Source organism: Shewanella sp. BJSY2023SW005 (genome assembly GCF_047314585.1).
Taxonomy (GTDB): domain Bacteria; phylum Pseudomonadota; class Gammaproteobacteria; order Enterobacterales; family Shewanellaceae; genus Shewanella; species Shewanella algae.
Window position 1 is genome coordinate 62679 of sequence record NZ_JBKORJ010000065.1, and the last position, 17418, is coordinate 80096.

Here is a 17418-nt window from a genome sequence, read left to right on the forward strand (position 1 = left end):
TGACTTGAAGTCACCAAGCGCCGATTATCCATAAAAGTGCTAGATACTCAGTGTTAAGGAAGACGCGCCATGTTCAACTTCTCGCAATCTACTAAATCTATCCCTGTTTCAGTATCCAAACTGTCGCTATTGCTCCTGCCTCTTATATTCGGTACTGCCCAAGCCGGGTTGGATGAAAGTTATCAGGCCTATCAACAAGCGTTGGAAAAGGGTGACAAGGCTCAGATAATTAGTGCTGCCGAGCAGGCCTATGCCGACGGTAAAGCCAAATTGGGTGCAACCGATAGGACGACTTTGGCGTTGTCGATGAATCTGGCCAAGGCGCTGCAACAGCCGCGTAATCTGATGTTGGATGAGCAGGGAATTGCCAATCAGCAAAGGAGCAAAGTCTTATATCAGCAAGCGTTGCAAAGCTATCAAGCTCTGTATGGCGAACAGGCCTTGGAAGTGCTCGACCCTATGATGGGGCTTGCGCACAGCAGCAATCCCAAAGAGGCGGCTAAGCTTTACCAGCAGGCCATAGCCTTGGCTGATGGCAAAAATGACCGGCTGCTGTCCGCCGCAGTGCGTCTCGAAGCTTTTAACGATCTCGTTGTGACTGAGGTTTATGACCGCGAGGTTCGAGCCTATGCCATCAATGCCCAGAAGATTTACCACGAACTTGCGCCAAAAGATTCATTGCAGCGGGTCAATGCCGATACAGCTGTGGCCGCCATCTATCTGGCGGAGCAAAAGTACGCCAAGGCCGAACCTCTGTTGCTGGAAGTGATAGAGCAGCTCAAGGTATTACCCTTTGATGCGCCTGTCGCGCTGTCGGCTCATGCCTATCTGGTCGAACTCTATTCCCGCAATGGAGAAGAAGACAAAGCGACTCAACACTGTCAGGCGATAGGCAATATGCGCCCCTGGAGTGTGGATCAGGAGCAGCGGCCCTTGTTTCGTGCCGTGCCCGGTTATCCAATTCAGTATGCCAGGATGAGCCGAGAAGGTTGGGTCAACGTGGAAGTGACTGTAAACGAACAGGGCTTTGTCAGCCATGTGGAAGTGCTGGATTCCAAGGGGGGCAAGCAGTTTGAAACTGAAACCGTCAAAGCCGTGTCAAAGTGGCGCTATGCACCCAAGTTTGTCGATGGTAAGCCCGTTAGTGCCAAGACGTGGTCAAAGATTTCCTTCACGCTTTAAGGCTGCAGAGCTGATTGTAGCCCAATAAAAACGCCGGCAGTTGCCGGCGTTTTTGTCATCCTCATCCTGAGTTAGATAAGGAAGACATTCAGGCTACAGGCGCCGTGGGCACCAACCACCAGGGCCTGCTCAATGTCAGCCGTCTTGGATGGGCCGGCAATAAACACCCCAAACTCACCCGAGTCCAGGATTATCTTGTCGGCCGCTTCATGCATGTTGGCGACAATGGCATCGGCTTCCAGTACCAGAAACAGGTTCTCACAGATAAAGGGCGTGATCCTGTGGGACAGAGATTTCTGACTGACCCAGATGGCACCATTTTCGGCAACACCCACTTGACCCTTGATCACGGCATAATCGATATCACGCAGATCATGACTGTCAGCGGGCACTTCACGGTTACCTGTTACCCCTTCCACCTGAGAAATCACTTGCTTGCCTTCGGCAATCAAGGTATCGACCTGCTGCTGCAGCTCGGTAAAACCACCACGCTTATGCAGCTTGCCGGCAACGGTTCCCAGATTGGTTTCAAACTGACCAATCAGGTCATCCAGTCGGGGGGCCACATCTATGGTCGGCATATTGTGTCCTTCAAGTGCACAGGACTTGAGGGCATCCAAAATAAGAGATTTGCTGGACATCTGATTAGCTCCTGTTTTTCTTGAACCAGGCCTCGAAACTGGAGGCGGGTGCCTTGGGCAGTTCACGATATTTACCCCAGGCGCCGGAGAACGGCTTGAGCAGGCTGCCGGGCAGTATTCTCAAGCCCAGTCTTGCCATACTCATGGAGCAGTTCAGCATAGTGGTGCTGGCCATAAACTTACCGACCAAAGGCATATAACTGCCTTTGCCATATGGCAGTTGACCCGACTCGGCCTTGAGGCGACGCTGACGGAAGATGATCTTGTCCAATGGCACCTTGGTGGGGCACACATAGGAGCAAGAGCCGCACAGGGTACAGGCCCAGGCGATGGAGTTGGTGTCATCGTGCTGGGCGCCGACGGCGATGCCAATCGGGCCCGGGATGGTGTAGTTGTAGCTGTAGCCACCACTGCGACGATATACAGGGCAGGTGTTCAGACAACCACCGCAGCGAATACACTTGAGCGACTCGGCAAGGATCTTGTCCTTGAGCATCTCGGTGCGGCCGTTGTCCACTATGATGACATGCATCTCGCCACCGGCCTGTGGGCCGCGGTAGAAGCTGGAGTAGGTGGTTACCGGTTGCCCCGTGGCGTTACGGGCCAGGGTGCGCAGATAAACCGAGGCACTTTCCACTGAAGGTATCAGCTTGTCTATCCCCATGGAGTGCAGTTGCAGCTTGGGCAGGTTACAGCCCATGTCGGCGTTGCCTTCGTTGGTGCAGACCACTACCGCACCTTTGTCGGCGATAGCCATGTTCACCCCTGTCATGGCGGCATCGGCACTAAGGAATTGCTCACGCAGATGGGCTCGGGCGGCGCGGGTTAGGTAAGTTGGGTCGCTGGCGCCGGCTTCTGTGCCCAGTTTTTCATGGAACAACTCGCCCACTTCCTCTTTCTTGAGGTGAATGGCGGGAACCACAATATGTGATGGTGGCTGCTTTTTCAGCTGAATGATACGTTCACCCAGGTCAGTGTCTATAACCTCTATGCCCTTGCTCTCGAGGAAGGGGTTGAGGTGGCACTCTTCGGTGAGCATGGACTTGGACTTCACCAGTTTCTTCACCTGATGGTTGGCCAGAATCTCATGCACTATACGGTTATGCTCGGCGCCGTCTTTGGCCCAATGCACTTGAATACCGTTCTGGATACAGTTGGCTTCGAACTCTTCCAGATACTTGGCCAGATTGGTCAGGGTATGCAGCTTGATAGCCGAACCCAGATCCCTCAGCTGTTCCCACTCGGGCAGGCTGCCGGCGGCGCGGTCGCGTTTTTCCCGCAGCACCCACAGGGCTTTGGAATGCCAATCGACTCTGGACTCATCACGGCAGAAGATCTCTGCCTGGCTGGCGTGGGCGTTGGCCCCTTGTGTCTGTGACATGGCTATCTCCCTAAATGGCAGCGTTGAGGATCTGCGCCAGATGGCGGGTTTCAATCGGCAGCTTCTGGCGGCGGATCATGCCATCCAGATGCATCAGACAGGATGGGTCGAAACCGACGGCAAAGTCTGCTCCCGTAGCCGCATGGGCCTGAGCCTTGTCTTTACCCATCTTGGCCGACACTGCACCTTCATCCACCGCAAAGGTACCGCCGAAGCCACAGCATTCGTCGCGGCGATCCGGATAGGTGATCTCTATGCCGGGAATGCGTTCCAGCAGGGCTTCCATCTTGTTGTAACGTGGGCCCATATATTCGCTGGGGCTGGCGAGATCCAGCATACGGATACCGTGACAGCTCAACTGCAGGCTCACTTTGTGGGGGAAGGCCTTGGGGAAGCTCTCTACCGGGGCGACATCGTGCAGGAACTCGGTCAGTTCGTACAGCTTGGCGATAACGGCTGCGGCTTCCGGGCTGTCGTCAAACTCATGGAAGTTTTCCTTGGCTGCCACCAGGCAAGAGGCGGCAGGACAGACGATAGCGTCGCATTCGACTCCCTTGAAGGCGTTGAGCAGCTTCATAGTAGTGTTGCGGGCTTCGTTAAAACAACCCGAGTTGGTCATGGGCTGACCACAACAGGTTTGGCCTTCAGGCAGGATCACCTGGTGCCCCAGTTTCTCCAGCAGTTCCAAGGTGGCGATGGCCACATCCGGCAGCATCTGGTTGACCAGACAGGGAATAAACAAGGCTATCTTCATTTGGTGTTTCCTAATTGGATGTTGCTTGCGTTAACCGACATCATCTATGTCCGGTGTGGCCAGATGCTTTCTGACTCTGTATTTGAACATCACCTGACACAGGGTAAATATGTTTGAATATAAGCCTATAACCACACAATAAATAGTGCTAATTCAGTAAATGAGTAAAATCTTTTTTGCAAAAATGAGAATATTGTAACTGGCTGATTTTTATTGCTTAAATATCTTGGTTTTTGTTTCGTAATCCGAACGGAAATCCATTATTTGACACAGATGAAAAAAGAGGGAGCTTAGTGCTCCCTCTCTCGGTTATCAGCGGCTGCATTCCTCCAGCAGATAGGCCAGGTGGCGGTATGAGATGCCACTGTGGTGGCTCAGGCCCACCTCACACATACGGTTGGCATAGTAGCCTTCCTTGAAGTCTGTGGGGATGAGTTTCTTGATGTTCCGCAGTGCCGAAGCGTTGATCTCAGGTTTGTAGAGACCTTTCTCACCGGCATAACCACAACAATCGACGCCGGCAGGGCGCAGTACCTTGTCGGAGCAGGCATCGGCAATGGCTTGCATCTTGGGTTCCAGCTTCATTTTGCGCGCCGAGCACCCCAGGTGCAGTGCCACATTGACCTTCTTGGTGAGGGTGAGTTTCGGCAATACCTTGTCGTGCAGGAATTCGACCAGATCCAATAGTTCAACCTTGGGATTACCGGAAAGGGCACGGTAGGTACAGGAGAGGGCATCGACAACCACGGGCAGCTTGCCGCCTTCTGTCATGGCACTAAGTGTATCGATAAGCTCATCACGCTTCATGTCGGCATTTTTGAAATCCCCTTTGGATTCCCACATCTGGCCGCAGCACAGATTGCGGGTCTTGGCCGGCGTAATCACGTTATAGCCGGCACGCTCCAGCAAGGTCACTACCACTTCAGGTAGGGTGCGGTCATCGGGATCCAGCGGCGTTGGGCCGAAGGTGCGGCCGCCGCAAGCGGCGAAGTAGACCACGGTTTCCTGGTTGGCTTTTGGCGCCGAAGGCTTGGGCAGCTTACCGCCTTTGGGAAAGTCAGGGTTCCAGTAAGGCACTTCTTTGGAAATCGCCCGGCCCATGTTCATCAGCCCAGAGGTGATACCCGTGCCCGTGAGTTTGTGTATTGTGCCCAGGGCATCAAAGCCTGTGCTCAGCACCTGGTTGACGGCGCCCCAGTGCTTGGCCTGGAAGTCCAGAACCTTCTGCTCTGTGGTGGTGATGTAGGGAGTACGCAGCTTGCGGACCAGTTGGCCCATGCTGTTGTCTACCGGGCAGGCAATGGTACACAGCTGACAGGCGGCGCAGGTATCCACCACATCATACTTGGCGGCGGCACGCATCTTCTCGGCCGCTTCCTTGTCGCCGCTCTGTTCCAGACGCTCGATTTCACGCAAGGTGGCTATCCGCTGTCTGGGTGACAAATTCAGCGCCGAGGTGGGGCAGGTCTTTTCACAGAAACCGCACTCGATACACTTATCGACCAGGTCATCCACTTCGGGACAGGGCTTGATATTCTTGATGTGTACCTGCTTGTCGTCGTTGAGGATCACCCCAGGGTTCAGCAGTCCTTCGGGGTCGAAGATCTGCTTGATGTTTTTCATCAGGGTGTAGGCGTCACTACCCCATTCCATCTCCACAAAAGGTGCCACGGCGCGGCCTGTGCCGTGCTCAGCCTTCATCGAACCGTCGTACTTGTTGATCACCATATCGGCGACCGCTTCCATAAATTGATGGAACTGTTCGATATCGGCCTGGGAGCCGAACTTAGGGGTAATGATAAAGTGGAAGTTACCGGCCAGCGCGTGGCCGTAGATCACCCCTTCAGGATAGCCGTGCTTATGGAACAGCTCGGTCAGATCGTGAGCGGCACTGGCCAGGTTTTCAACCCGGAAGGCCACGTCTTCGATGATTACCGAAGTGCCCTTGGGACGCTCACCACCGATAATGGGGAATAGGCCGGAGCGCATGGCCCAGTATTTACCGTAAACGGCCGGGTCACGGCTGAAGCTGATGGGGCGCTCGGTCTCAATATGCGCCAGCTTGGCGATAACGTCCTGGGTATAGCGTTCCAAAGTTTCATCATCATTGGCGCGGGATTCTATCAGCAAAATCGCAGCGCCTTCCGGCAGTTCGGCCAGCCAATCCGGCATACCTTTCTTGCCGGTAACCGCCTTGATGGAGGCCCAGTCCAGCAGCTCGGCCGCGGCTACGCTTTCGCCCTGAATAGGGGGGATTGCCCGGGCTGCATCTTCCATATTGAAGAATACTGCCATGGCCGAGGCCTTGAATTTAGCTTCGTCCACTGTGTGATAGGTGACTTCGTTAACAAACGCCAGGGTGCCTTCGGCGCCAACTATGATGTGGTTGATGATATCGAAGGGATCTTCAAAATCCACCAGGGCGTTGAGGCTGTAACCTGTAGTGTTTTTAATGGCGAACTTTTTACGAATTCGCGCCGCTAGGGTCTCATTACCGCGAGCCATGGCACCCAAATCTGCCAGTGCCTTGAGTAGTTCGGGGTGTGACTGACGGAAGGCTTCTCTGGACTCTTCGCTGCCGGTATCCAGCTCTGTGCCATCGGCCAGCAGCAGTTTTACTGAGGAGATGGTTTGGTAGCTGTTTTGAGCCGTGCCGCAGCACATACCGGAAGCGTTGTTGGAGACGATACCGCCCACCATGGCCGAAGCCAGAGTTGCCGGATCCGGGCCGATTTTCTTATTCAAAGGTTTGAGGGCGGCGTTGGCGTCGGCGCCAATAACAGCCGCACCCAGGGTGACCTTGTTGCTGTCTTCACTGATATCCAGAGTACGGAAACCGTCGAATCCCAGAATAAGCAAGATGCCTTCACCTATGGCCTGACCCGACAGACTGGTACCTGCGGCGCGGAAAGTTACCGGAGCGCCGTAGCTTCTGGCCACTGCCAGAGTACGTTTTACCTGCTCCAGCTCTTCGGCATGTACCACCACCTCAGGCACTATTCGGAAATAGCTGGCATCAGTTGACCAGGCAAAGCGGCGCACAGGATCATCACTGACGGCGGCTTCTCCCAACTGTTTACGCAGGTCGCGGATCACGGCTTCATAGTTGATAGACATAAGACATTTCTCTACACATTAAATTTGATAATAAAGGCAGCGCTAAAGGCGGCTGCCTTATCGAAGGATTATTATCGTTTTTAGAATCCGCCCCAGATCACCGCCAGGGTACCGGCCAGTAAAGCATAGCCAAGCGCCACGGGCATAGTCTTGCGGATGATTTCAGATTCGCGACCGGCCATACCGACCACAGTTGCCGCCGCGACCACGTTCATCACGCACATCATGTTACCGGCGTTGGCGCCAATACCTTGCAGTGCCAGGATCAACGCGTGGTTGGCTCCTATATTATCGGCCACGCTGTATTGCAGGCCGGAGAACATCATGTTGGAGAAGGTAGCCGAACCCGACAGGAAGGCACCGAAAATACCGACTATAGGTGAAATCCAGGCCCAGACACTGCCGAGGCTTCCGGCCAGCATATCCGCCAGTGCTACCGGCATTGACTGCAGACCGGCACTGTTGGTGCCTGAGTTAAGGAAGATTTTTACCATGGGCACAGAGGCACCCAGAGAGATAATGGTTGGCACCATGGACTTGCAGGAAACCGTGACCGATTCTTTAATGGCCTTGGAGTTCATTCTGAACAGGAAGAAGCCCAGAATACACACGGCAACAAAGAAGGCGCCCGGTGCAAAGAAGGTGGCGAAGCTGGCCTTGAGCTCAGTGCCCAACAGGCCGGTCCAACTGATATTGAAACCGTTCAGCCAGGCTTTCAGTGGCTGTACCACACGTGAAAGCACCAAGAGAGCGGCCATGATCAGGTACGGAGTCCAGGCGGCCAACTGAGAGAAGCGTGCCTTGGTTTCCACTTTGGCTGTTTCTGCTTCCTTGTCGTTTTCGGCAAAGTCATTCCAAGGGGTTTTCGGCAGTAACCAGCCTTTGCGGGCAACCGGGATAACCAGTGCCATACCGACCAGGGCACCAATCACGGAAGGGAACTCTGGGCCGGCGAAGAAGTTGATCAACCAGGCAGGAATGGTAAAGGCCAAACCGGCGAACAGGGCAAATTTCCAGATGGCAAAGCCTTCCTTGAAGGACTTATTGCGACCAAAGAAGCCTGTCAGCACAGACACCATTACCAAGGGGATCAGCGTACCTGTTATCAGATCTATGGTGATCATATGCATGGCAATGAACTGGGCATAATCGCTGAAGTGACCGCCATGTTCGGCAATTTGTGCCGCAGCCATGCTGGTACCGCCTTCGAGCAGACCCTGCTCCATACCAAAGAGTACCGGCAGACCGATAGCGCCGAAAGACACTGAAGTTGAGTCGGCAATCAGGGCTACCACGGCGGCCGCAACCGGTGGGATACCCAAGAGTACCAACAGAGGTGCACCGATAGCGGCAGGTGTACCAAAACCGGCTGAGCCTTCAATAAAGGAGCCGAACAGCCAACAGATGATGATCACCTGGACCCTGGCATCTGCGCTGATATTGGTAAAACCGGCACGAATGGTATCCATGGCGCCTGAATATTTCAGGGTGTTGAGCAGGAAGACCGCACCGAAGATGATGGTCAAAGGAGTAATCGCCGACAGCAGGCCTTCAACCACGGAGGCGGCCAGTAGGGTAGTGTCCATCTGCCAGATAAAAACGGCGGCCAGGGCGGTGATCACCATGGAGATTGGCATAGCTCTGGATGCGGGCATCCGGAGCAACACCAGGAACAGCATGACGCTGATCACGGGTGTCAGGCTTGCGAGTAACTGTAGAAATGTCATGGTTGCCTCATCATTTCATATGTTGCTTGTGCTTATTGTGGTGTTGAGAAAGTGCTATCGCCTTTCCCTTTTGTTGTTGTGCGTGCTTATCATGGTTAATTTACCCGGAACCAAAATGATCTGGATCATCTTGCCTTTCGTATGTGGCTTAAGTTTTTGGTTATGGGAGCAGTATCTCCGCCACAAAATAGCTAAATGTGATCAAGATCACATTTGATGGGGCTCTTATATAACTTTGGAGAATAGAAATCTTGGAAATGACCCAAAACCCTTGGAATTATGGCTTTGTTTTGCTCAAAACGGTAATAAAGTGATCCTATTATTTCATTTATGATGGAAACGCAGGCTTATATCGTAAAATCTGAATGTGATTTATATCACACTAATTGAGTGTTTGGTGAAGTTGGATTTTATGTGTTGTTGCTTATATTGTTAATAATCAACAGGTTGTGATTGTTCTGACTTTTGTTTATGAGTGATGCAGATCACTGTTTTATCGAGCGCAGTAAATTGTGATCTTGGTCACGTGAATAGTGTTTTACATTTTTTGAAAATAAATAACAAAAAAGCACCTTTATTCTCAGGTGCTTTAACTAAGTTGGATTGAGTGGCAAGCTGACATCGCCCAAGCGCCGGCTTCAAAAGAGTTTACTGCCCCAGCCCAATTTGTTGCGCAAGACGTGAAAGTAGTTGTGCCCCTTTGGGTGGATGAGTTTGAGCCGCTCCTTGCTGCGCCTCAGAATAATTTCATCGCCCGGCATTACAGATAAGGTGACATGGCCGTCACAGCTCACTTCCAGGTTTTCGCCGTTTTCCGGTGACACCACCAGTTTGATGGTGCTGGAAGCGTCGACCACTATAGGGCGGCAGGAGAGGGTATGGGGAAACATGGGCACCAGGATCAGCGCCTCGAGATTGGGGGTCAATATTGCGCCGCCGGCCGACAGCGAATAGGCGGTTGAGCCGGTCGGTGTAGACACTATCATGCCATCGGCCCGTTGGCTGTACATGAACTGGTTGTCGATATAGACCTCAAACTCGATCATATGGGCTATCTTGCCCGGATGCAGTACGGCCTCATTGACGGCGGTATTGCTGGCTTTGACTTCACCGTGGCGATAAACCTCGGCTTCCAGCAGGAACCTGTGTTCTGTGGCATATTCACCATCCAGCACCTTGGCCAGAGATTCCTCAAAGGCATCCGGCGGCAGATCGGTTAAAAACCCCAGATTGCCGCGGTTGACACCGATAACGCCGAGATCGAAGCGTGCCAGAACCCGGGCCGCGCCCAGCATATTGCCATCCCCCCCGACGACTATCGCCAGATCACAGTGTTCGCCGATATCCAGTAGGTCTACCGCGCGCACATCTTTCCCGAGTTCGGCCGCGACTCTCTCTTCCACCAGCACATCATAGCCCTGCATTTTCAGCCAATGATGCAGGCGCTTGAGGGTCAGGTTGGTCCCCTGATGGTGGGGTTTTCCTATCAGGCCTATAGTATGAAACTCAGTGGACATAGATTTTGGGAACTCTGGGGGTTGAAACGGTCAATTTGATCCCCATAATATGCCCAGAGTATGCAGAAACAAAGCATTTTTAGCTGGAGTAGAAATGAACAAAGAGTCATTTAAAGCAGAGCAGGAACAGGTCGAAGAAGTGGTTGACCAGGTTGAAACCACCGAGGGCATAGCTGAGGAAGGCGGCATTATCGACGAGCTGACTCAGGCGAACTTCCGTATTGAGGAGCTGGAGCAGGCTTTATCTGACGCACAGGCGACAGTTGAGGAGCAGAAAGATTCTGTCATCCGTGCCGCAGCTGAAGTTGACAACATCCGTCGCCGGGCGGCGCAGGATGTGGAGAAGGCGCATAAGTTTGCCCTGGAAAAGTTCAGCAATGAGCTGCTGCCTGTGATCGATAACATGGAGCGTGCTCTGGTGGGTGCCGATAAGGCCGATGAAGCCACCAAGCCTTTGTTTGAAGGGGTTGAGCTGACACTGAAAAGCTTCCTGTCCGCGGTGGAGAAGTTCGGGGTCAAGCAGATAGATCCTATGGGTGAAGCCTTTAACCCTGAGCAGCATCAAGCCATTGGCATGCAGCCAAGCGCCGAGTTCCCGGCCAATACTGTGATGCTGGTTATGCAAAAGGGCTATCAGCTCAATGAGCGTCTGCTGCGTCCTGCCATGGTAATGGTGTCCAAGGGTGGTGAAGGTGTCGATACCCAAGCCTGATAGCGCACTAAAACGCCCATAGCGGCGAGACTAAAAAACCGCAGACTTATCTGCGGTTTTTTATTTGCAAGCAGGTTTCCAGCCATGAAAAAGCCGAGCTAAGCTCGGCTTTCTTGTTCCTGGGTTTTCTGGAGCCTGGGGGCTCTTGAATTCAGGAGCTTACTTCTGGCCAGCGGCCTTTTTGATAAAGTCCACTATCTCCGCCATAGGCACTTCCTGCTTTTCTCCGGTGCGGCGGTTCTTATATTCATAAACACCGGCATCCAGGTTGCGGTCGCCAATCACTATGGTGTGAGGCAGACCCAGGAGCTCCATATCGGCAAACATCACGCCAGGGCGCTCTTTACGGTCGTCGAACAGCACTTCGATACCTGCATCGGTCAGCTCTTTGTAAAGCTGCTCGGCAGTATCAGTTACTCTGTGTGACTTGTGCATGTTCATCGGCAGAATACCCACTGTGAATGGGGCAATCGCTTCCGGCCAAATGATACCGCGGTCATCGTGATTCTGCTCGATAGCGGCGGCAACGATGCGGCTGACGCCGACACCATAACAGCCCATCAGCAGGGTCTGAGACTTGCCATTCTCGTCCAGCACAGTGGCGTTCATGGCGGCAGAGTAGTTGGTGCCCAGCTGGAAGATATGGCCAACTTCAATACCGCGGGCGAACGCGTAAGTGCCTTTGCCGTCAGGGGTGGTTTCACCTTCCACTACGTTACGGATATCGGCGGCGCTGGCCAGCGGCAGATCCCGCTCCCAGTTGATACCAAAATAATGTTTGTCGTCTAGGTTGGCACCGGCGGCAAAGTCGCTCATCACGGCAACACTGTGATCTATGACCACAGGAATAGTCAGACCGACTGGACCGAGAGAACCAGGGCCGGCTCCCAGCGCGTCACGAATTTCCGCTTCAGAGGCAAATTCCAGCGGCGCGGCAACCAGTTCCAGTTTGTCGGCTTTGACTTCGTTCAGCTCATGGTCGCCACGGACAACCAGGGCTATCAGCGGGGCCTCTTCGGTGGCGCCTTTGACTATCAGGGTCTTAACCGTCTTGGTGATATCCAGGCCAAACTGCTCAACCAGTTCGTCTATGGTCTTGGCATTGGGTGTGTCTACCAAGGTCATTTCCTGAGTGGGCGCGGCGCGCTCTGTGGTTGGCAGCGGCGCTTCGGCTTTCTCGATATTGGCGGCATAGTCGCTGCCATTGGAGTAGGCAATCAGATCTTCACCACTGTTGGCCAGAACATGGAACTCGTGTGACATGCTGCCACCGATAGAGCCGGTATCTGCCAGTACAGGGCGGAAGGCCAGGCCCATGCGCGACAAGATGTTGCTGTAAGCCGTGTACATGGCCTGATAGGTATCATCCATGGTTTGCTGATCCAGATGGAAAGAGTAGGCGTCTTTCATCAGGAACTCACGTGAGCGCATGACACCGAAGCGTGGGCGGACTTCATCACGGAATTTGGTCTGGATTTGATACAGGGTCAGCGGCAGTTGCTTGTAGGAGCTGACTTCTTTGCGCACCAGATCGGTAATCACTTCTTCATGGGTCGGGCCCAGAACGAAGTCACGATTGTGACGGTCTACAAAGCGCAGCAGTTCCGGGCCAAACTTGTCCCAGCGACCTGTTTCCACCCAGAGATCCCCCGGCTGTACCATGGGCATCAGAATTTCGATGGCACCGGCCTTGTTCATCTCTTCACGCACAATGGCTTCGACCTTGCGCAGTACGCGCAGGCCGGACGGCAGCCAGCTATAGAGGCCTGAGGCGTTGCGACGTATCATACCGGCGCGCAGCATAAGCTGATGACTGACTATCTCTGCATTGGCAGGGTTTTCTTTCTGTGTTGATAACAGGTATTGACTGACTCGCATTACCTTGGGTCCGAAATGAATTGAATGGCCGCCATTTTATCACTTGCTTTGATGATGTCACGCGGCCAGGGCGGATAAATTCCCCTTTCCTTGCTCGAATTTAGCCTGTCGGCTACTGATTGGCACTGGCGCTGCAGTTGCCGCCGCGGTTTTGGGCGCTGAGCAGGGCTTCTTCGGCCTGAAATACCAGGGTGTCCCAACCGAGTTGCCTGGCCGGTTGGATGTTGGCCACACCGATAGAGACTGTCAGTCTTGGGCTTTGGGCCTTGGCTCTCAGATTGGCCGCCAGCACAAATTGATTGAGGCTCTGGGCAATGCGGATACAGGCTTCCGGATCCCGGTCTGGCAGTAACAGTGCCAACTGAGATTGTTGCAATCGCGCCAGAAAATGTTCACCGCTAACTTCAAAGTCCAGCAGCCTTTGGGCCAAATGCAGCAGGGTTTCGCTGGCAATGGCCTGATCGCTCTGAATGAGCAACAGGCCTATCCTGTGCTGTTTCACTACCGCTTTGTGCCAGGCCTGCTTCAACAGTTGGTTGAAGCTGCGGCGGTTATAGAGCCCTGTGAGTTCGTCCTGTTGTTGCTCGCTGGTCAAGGCACTCATTTGGGCCTCAAGAGACAACAGCGCATGGTTTATCTTGAGTGTTTCCCGATTCACGGCATTTGGGGAGTTGCCACCGAAGTTTTGTTCCGCCAATTCGCTGAGCTTGTGGCTGGTCTGCAACAAGGGTTTGAGCAGGTGGCGGCCAATTACAGCCCAGGCCACAGTTTGACTCAGAACTATCAGTGCCAGTGACCCGAGCACCAGCCATAGCAGGGTTTGCATCAGCGACTTGCTGTTCTTTTGTGCCTGGGCATCCAGGTGGGTCAGCCCTATGCCGGACAGGCGCAGAGAAAGATTATCTATGGCACTTATCATGCCGGTCATATGTGGTGCTCTCAAAGGCTGACCACTCATCACTGACAGCTGTTGTCCAAGAGCCAGGGCCTCGTCATATTCTTTGGCCGCCAGGGTAAACTGACTCAGGGTGGTTATAATCTGTTGTTGTCTCTGCCTGGTTTCGTCGAGGATCGCCTCCCGCTCGTTGGAGGGATAGGTAGGCCAGTTGTTTTTGAGTTTCAGCAGTGCCAGATGCTGCATCTGGTTGGCTTTGATGGTTTGCAGCAGCAGTTTCTGGTCCTGGAGCTCGGCGATATGGGCCTTGCCTGTACGCTCCATCACCCAGAGGCTGGCTCCGCCAAAAAACACTATCAGCCCGGCAAGCAGAAAAAAACTCAGCAGTAACCGGCTGCGGATCCCCGGCAAGCCAAGTGACGTGCTTCTTGGTGTTTGTGTGTTTGGGCGGGTTTGGCAATCCATGGCGCTCAACTTCCTCTTATTGATTTTTTTCACTACCCGTCAGTGGCTTATCGCGTCTATCTCCCACTACTCTAGCAGGATTTCCCGCCATTATGGCAAACGCGGGTACCGACTTTGTGACAATGGCGCCCATGGCAATGACGGCGCAGTCGCCTATGGTAACACCATCGACGATACCGGCCTGGGCGCCAATCCAGACATCCTCGCCAATCACAATCCCCTTGGATTGGCTGCTCTGACGATAGATGGGCATATCCGGCGCCATGCCATGATTGAAGGCGTAGATGGTGACATTGTTGGCAATACGGGTCTTGTCACCTATCACTATGCCGCGACTGCCGCCATCCAGCGAGCAGCCGTGGTTGATGCTGACCTCCCGGCCTATCTGTATCGGCCCATGCAGAAAGCAGTTGGCGGCTATCATGGACTCATCGCCCAGGGTTATCGGCCTGCCGGGTTCGGCAAACAGCTCTGCCTCGGGGGCGATAAAGCAGTTTTGCCCTATGCTGATGGTTTCAAGGGCTTGGAGCCTGGCCTGAATCGCCTGTTGCCAGGGAAGGGCCCACTCGAGATGTTTGGGTTTGAGGCGATACCAGAGCCAGGGCATCCAGGAGAGGCGCCTCTTGTGTTGCGCCTGATAGTCATCAGCTGAGGGGGTAAAATCACTCATGCACCGGCGCCGGACGCTTTGGCACAAAAGGGCTGTATGGTTTCGACTTCAATGCCTTGCTCTTGGGCATGCCAGAAGATATCCAGATCATACAGAGCTACTTGATAGCGTTTGGGATCCGGCTTGCCTTTCTTGTAGGCGGGTCTCGGGTCCTGGGCCAGCACCGCCTGAATGAGCTTATCCAGCCCGGGATAGCGTTTCTCGAGTCGGATCAGTTGTTCTACTGCGAGATTGCTGAAGCTGACCTCAACCTGCTCGGGAGCCTGCTGCGCTATGCCGCCTATCGCCTCCGGTATCGCATCCGAGAAGGGGATGTAGGGCTTGATGTCGATTATCGGAGTGCCATCGAGCAGGTCCATGCCGGAGATCTCCAGAACCACCTTGCCTTTGCCTTGGTGGATCTGATGCAGCTTCACCACAGATTGGCCAATGCCATTGGGCCTGAAGGTGGAGCGGGTGGCAAACACCCCGAGCTTTTCATTGCCGCCGAGCCTGGGAGGGCGCACCGTGGTTTTCCAGCCCTGGGCCAGATTTTCATGAAAGCAGAACAGTAACCAGAGGTGGGAATACTGCTCCAGCCCACGCACCGCATCAATATGATTGTAGGGCGCTGTCAGTTCTACAAAACCGCGAACAAAATCCACCAAGCCCGGCTGACGAGGAATACCAAACTTCTGTTTATATGGTGTCCGGCAATAGGCAACCGCTTCTATCTGAGTCGAAAACCCCATAACGTCAGGTTTACTCCTTCGGGGTTGCCAGGCGAATAGCCTGGCCGACACACATGGCGCTGGTGTAGCAACCGGCTGCGGCTTCCTGGGTTTCGACACAGTTTTTAATGATAAGACCATTGGCCTTCATATCGGCCGCCGCCCGGCGCGCCTCAGTGCGGGCATCGGCCATAGTGGCCGGTACACCATCGAGCTCAGACTGACAGGCATTGCCTTCAACCAATCCCAGCACTTCATATTGGCCTGTTGGCCGGCTGCCATCGAACAGCTGTACTTCCGAAGGTTTGAAATACTCCTGGATAGCCTGGCTGTCCAGGTTGGAATTGAAGCTGTATTCCCCGGCGCAGCCGCCAAGCAGCAGTACCAGAGTGGAGAGGAAAATCGGTTTCATGGCCTGGCCTTATAGTTATTCGTCCATGCTCCCGGCCATCCCGGGAGCTGTATGGGAAATTCTATCGCTTCAAATACTTTTGATAAAGCTGCCGATGACGATTGTTGAGATCCACCTGTCTGCCGTCGATAAACATCAGCTCTATCCGGCTGCTCATCGGGTCGAGAATATCGCCGCTGCTGACCACAATATTGGCCTGAAACCCGGGCGCTACCGCCCCTAGGTTGTCTACCCCCAGTATCTTGGCGGCATCTTGTGTAATGGCCTTGAGCGCCTGCTCTTTACTGAGCCCCCAAGCCACTGTTTGGCCCGCGGCCAGCGGCAGGTTACGGCTGTCCCAATCGGAGCTGAAGCCGAGAGCGAAGGGAATATCGGCGCGCTTGAGCAAGGCCGGCACTCTAAATGCCTGACCTATGGGCTCATCTTCTCGTAGCGGCAAGTCAAGCGTATGGGTATAGATGACACTTGCCTCTATTTCATTGAGCGCTGCACCCAGGCGCCAGGCATCATAGCCGCCGACCAGGGTTAACTTGAATCCATACTGACGGGCCAGGGCAATGGCAGCCTCTATCTGCCGCTGCCTGTCGGCATGAACAAATAGCCGCGCCTCCTGGCGATACAGAGGCAAGAGCGCTTGCCAGCGGCTGTCTTCAAGGGCGCCTTCACTGCCTTGCTGACTCAAGGCGTAGCGTTTACCCGCTTCAAAGTGTTTGTGTATCTGTGACAGCGCGTCCTGATAGGCCATTTGTGCCTGCTTATCTGCCTCGCTGGTACCTTGTTTTTGCGGCTCCGTTGGCCAATAGAGGTGGAACTGTGGTTTGGATGGAACCTGGGCATCTTCTATGGTCCAGGCATCCAGTGAGACCAGCGCCGATTGCCCGGCAATGCCGGTGCCTCTTGGCACTATTTGCGCGTGGGTGATACCGTTGGCCCGCACACTGGGCAGCAATTCCGAATCCGGGTTGAAGGCGCTGGCGGCTTCAAGCTGCGGATTGGCACTGCCGACATCGCGGCTGTCGACTGTTGGTCTGGCCATGGCTATCTCTACCAAGCCCAGGGTGGTATCCAGTGCTATGAGGCCGGGATAAAGGTGTTTGCCACTGAGATCAAATTCCCGGGCATTTTCAGCCGTTAATCCTGGGCCTACGGCGCTGATAACACCTTGCTCGAGCAGCACATCGGTATTTTCGAGTGTGCCTTGGCTGACGGTGTGAACCGTGGCGTTTTTCAATAATATGGCTTGCTGCTGGCGCTCGGCCGGGATCAGGTTATGGGCCTTTGCCGGTGCGAACATCAATAGCAAACCACCCAGCAGCAGATGTGCCAGCATAGATGCCATGCGTGGCAATAGAGGAAA

At 54.1% G+C, this 17418-nt stretch carries 14 protein-coding genes; 2 read left to right on the top strand and 12 right to left on the bottom strand.

Going from position 1 to position 17418, the window contains the following annotated elements; translation table 11 throughout:
* Positions 1-69 precede the first annotated feature (69 nt).
* The gene (locus tag ACMHXI_RS20900) at positions 70-1182 is read left to right on the top strand and encodes an energy transducer TonB (RefSeq protein WP_117200454.1); all 1113 of its coding nucleotides are present in this window, start codon (positions 70-72) and stop codon (positions 1180-1182) included.
* A 71-nt stretch (positions 1183-1253) separates the two neighbouring features.
* On the opposite strand, the gene ACMHXI_RS20905 is transcribed toward ACMHXI_RS20900, so the two are convergent.
* The 6 genes from ACMHXI_RS20905 to nadK all read right to left on the bottom strand — a co-directional run bounded on the left by ACMHXI_RS20905 (position 1254) and on the right by nadK (position 10319).
* A complete protein-coding gene (locus ACMHXI_RS20905) occupies positions 1254-1823 on the bottom strand; it encodes a LutC/YkgG family protein (protein ID WP_117200455.1) in 570 nt (189 codons plus the stop codon).
* 4 nt (positions 1824-1827) lie between these two features.
* On the bottom strand, positions 1828-3204 hold the full coding sequence (locus ACMHXI_RS20910) for a lactate utilization protein B (protein WP_413736028.1): 1377 nt from the start codon (positions 3202-3204) through the stop codon (positions 1828-1830).
* 10 nt (positions 3205-3214) lie between these two features.
* Positions 3215-3958, bottom strand: a complete 744-nt coding sequence (locus ACMHXI_RS20915) for a (Fe-S)-binding protein (protein WP_025887618.1) — start codon at positions 3956-3958, stop codon at positions 3215-3217.
* 312 nt (positions 3959-4270) lie between these two features.
* Positions 4271-7075: an FAD-binding and (Fe-S)-binding domain-containing protein gene (locus tag ACMHXI_RS20920; RefSeq protein WP_107005697.1), complete on the bottom strand. Its 2805-nt coding sequence runs from the start codon at positions 7073-7075 to the stop codon at positions 4271-4273.
* A gap of 80 nt (positions 7076-7155) precedes the next feature.
* The gene (locus ACMHXI_RS20925) at positions 7156-8802 is read right to left on the bottom strand and encodes an L-lactate permease (protein WP_044734016.1); all 1647 of its coding nucleotides are present in this window, start codon (positions 8800-8802) and stop codon (positions 7156-7158) included.
* A 638-nt stretch (positions 8803-9440) separates the two neighbouring features.
* Positions 9441-10319 carry an NAD(+) kinase gene (nadK, locus tag ACMHXI_RS20930; RefSeq protein WP_025887624.1) on the bottom strand — a complete coding sequence of 293 codons (879 nt, stop codon included), beginning with the start codon at positions 10317-10319 and terminating at the stop codon, positions 9441-9443.
* 94 nt (positions 10320-10413) lie between these two features.
* On the opposite strand from nadK, the gene grpE reads away from it, so the two are divergent.
* Positions 10414-11031: a nucleotide exchange factor GrpE gene (grpE, locus tag ACMHXI_RS20935; RefSeq protein WP_025009423.1), complete on the top strand. Its 618-nt coding sequence runs from the start codon at positions 10414-10416 to the stop codon at positions 11029-11031.
* Between the two features lie 159 nt (positions 11032-11190).
* Here grpE and ACMHXI_RS20940 read toward each other — a convergent pair whose 3' ends face one another.
* From ACMHXI_RS20940 to ACMHXI_RS20965, 6 genes are all read right to left on the bottom strand, one after another.
* Positions 11191-12909: a proline--tRNA ligase gene (locus tag ACMHXI_RS20940; protein WP_109248481.1), complete on the bottom strand. Its 1719-nt coding sequence runs from the start codon at positions 12907-12909 to the stop codon at positions 11191-11193.
* Positions 12910-13021: 112 nt separating this feature from the next.
* The gene (locus tag ACMHXI_RS20945; protein ID WP_208142620.1) at positions 13022-14269 is read right to left on the bottom strand and encodes a GGDEF domain-containing protein; all 1248 of its coding nucleotides are present in this window, start codon (positions 14267-14269) and stop codon (positions 13022-13024) included.
* A gap of 16 nt (positions 14270-14285) precedes the next feature.
* Entirely contained in the window at positions 14286-14939 is a 654-nt protein-coding gene (locus tag ACMHXI_RS20950; RefSeq protein ID WP_025887628.1) for an acyltransferase, read from the bottom strand.
* Positions 14936-15670, bottom strand: a complete 735-nt coding sequence (gene tsaA / locus ACMHXI_RS20955; RefSeq protein WP_045282522.1) for a tRNA (N6-threonylcarbamoyladenosine(37)-N6)-methyltransferase TrmO — start codon at positions 15668-15670, stop codon at positions 14936-14938. Before tsaA ends, ACMHXI_RS20950 begins: the two co-directional genes overlap by 4 nt.
* A 10-nt stretch (positions 15671-15680) precedes the next feature.
* Positions 15681-16061 carry an Rcs stress response system protein RcsF gene (rcsF, locus tag ACMHXI_RS20960; protein WP_025009418.1) on the bottom strand — a complete coding sequence of 127 codons (381 nt, stop codon included), beginning with the start codon at positions 16059-16061 and terminating at the stop codon, positions 15681-15683.
* 61 nt (positions 16062-16122) lie between these two features.
* Positions 16123-17391 (bottom strand): amidohydrolase family protein, encoded by a 1269-nt coding sequence (locus ACMHXI_RS20965; protein ID WP_413736111.1) that lies wholly within the window; start codon positions 17389-17391, stop codon positions 16123-16125.
* Positions 17392-17418 lie beyond the last annotated feature (27 nt).

What these genes read in the sequence shown, in the direction of transcription:
- ACMHXI_RS20910 (WP_413736028.1), bottom strand. Translation starts at nt 3,204, where the DNA reads ATGTCACAGACACAAGGGGCCAACGCCCACGCCAGCCAGGCAGAGATC.
- tsaA (WP_045282522.1), bottom strand. Translation starts at nt 15,670, where the DNA reads ATGGGGTTTTCGACTCAGATAGAAGCGGTTGCCTATTGCCGGACACCA.
- ACMHXI_RS20920 (WP_107005697.1), bottom strand. Translation starts at nt 7,075, where the DNA reads ATGTCTATCAACTATGAAGCCGTGATCCGCGACCTGCGTAAACAGTTG.
- ACMHXI_RS20900 (WP_117200454.1), top strand. Translation starts at nt 70, where the DNA reads ATGTTCAACTTCTCGCAATCTACTAAATCTATCCCTGTTTCAGTATCC.
- grpE (WP_025009423.1), top strand. Translation starts at nt 10,414, where the DNA reads ATGAACAAAGAGTCATTTAAAGCAGAGCAGGAACAGGTCGAAGAAGTG.
- nadK (WP_025887624.1), bottom strand. Translation starts at nt 10,319, where the DNA reads ATGTCCACTGAGTTTCATACTATAGGCCTGATAGGAAAACCCCACCAT.
- ACMHXI_RS20905 (WP_117200455.1), bottom strand. Translation starts at nt 1,823, where the DNA reads ATGTCCAGCAAATCTCTTATTTTGGATGCCCTCAAGTCCTGTGCACTT.
- rcsF (WP_025009418.1), bottom strand. Translation starts at nt 16,061, where the DNA reads ATGAAACCGATTTTCCTCTCCACTCTGGTACTGCTGCTTGGCGGCTGC.
- ACMHXI_RS20940 (WP_109248481.1), bottom strand. Translation starts at nt 12,909, where the DNA reads ATGCGAGTCAGTCAATACCTGTTATCAACACAGAAAGAAAACCCTGCC.
- ACMHXI_RS20945 (WP_208142620.1), bottom strand. Translation starts at nt 14,269, where the DNA reads ATGGATTGCCAAACCCGCCCAAACACACAAACACCAAGAAGCACGTCA.
- ACMHXI_RS20950 (WP_025887628.1), bottom strand. Translation starts at nt 14,939, where the DNA reads ATGAGTGATTTTACCCCCTCAGCTGATGACTATCAGGCGCAACACAAG.
- ACMHXI_RS20965 (WP_413736111.1), bottom strand. Translation starts at nt 17,391, where the DNA reads ATGCTGGCACATCTGCTGCTGGGTGGTTTGCTATTGATGTTCGCACCG.
- ACMHXI_RS20925 (WP_044734016.1), bottom strand. Translation starts at nt 8,802, where the DNA reads ATGACATTTCTACAGTTACTCGCAAGCCTGACACCCGTGATCAGCGTC.
- ACMHXI_RS20915 (WP_025887618.1), bottom strand. Translation starts at nt 3,958, where the DNA reads ATGAAGATAGCCTTGTTTATTCCCTGTCTGGTCAACCAGATGCTGCCG.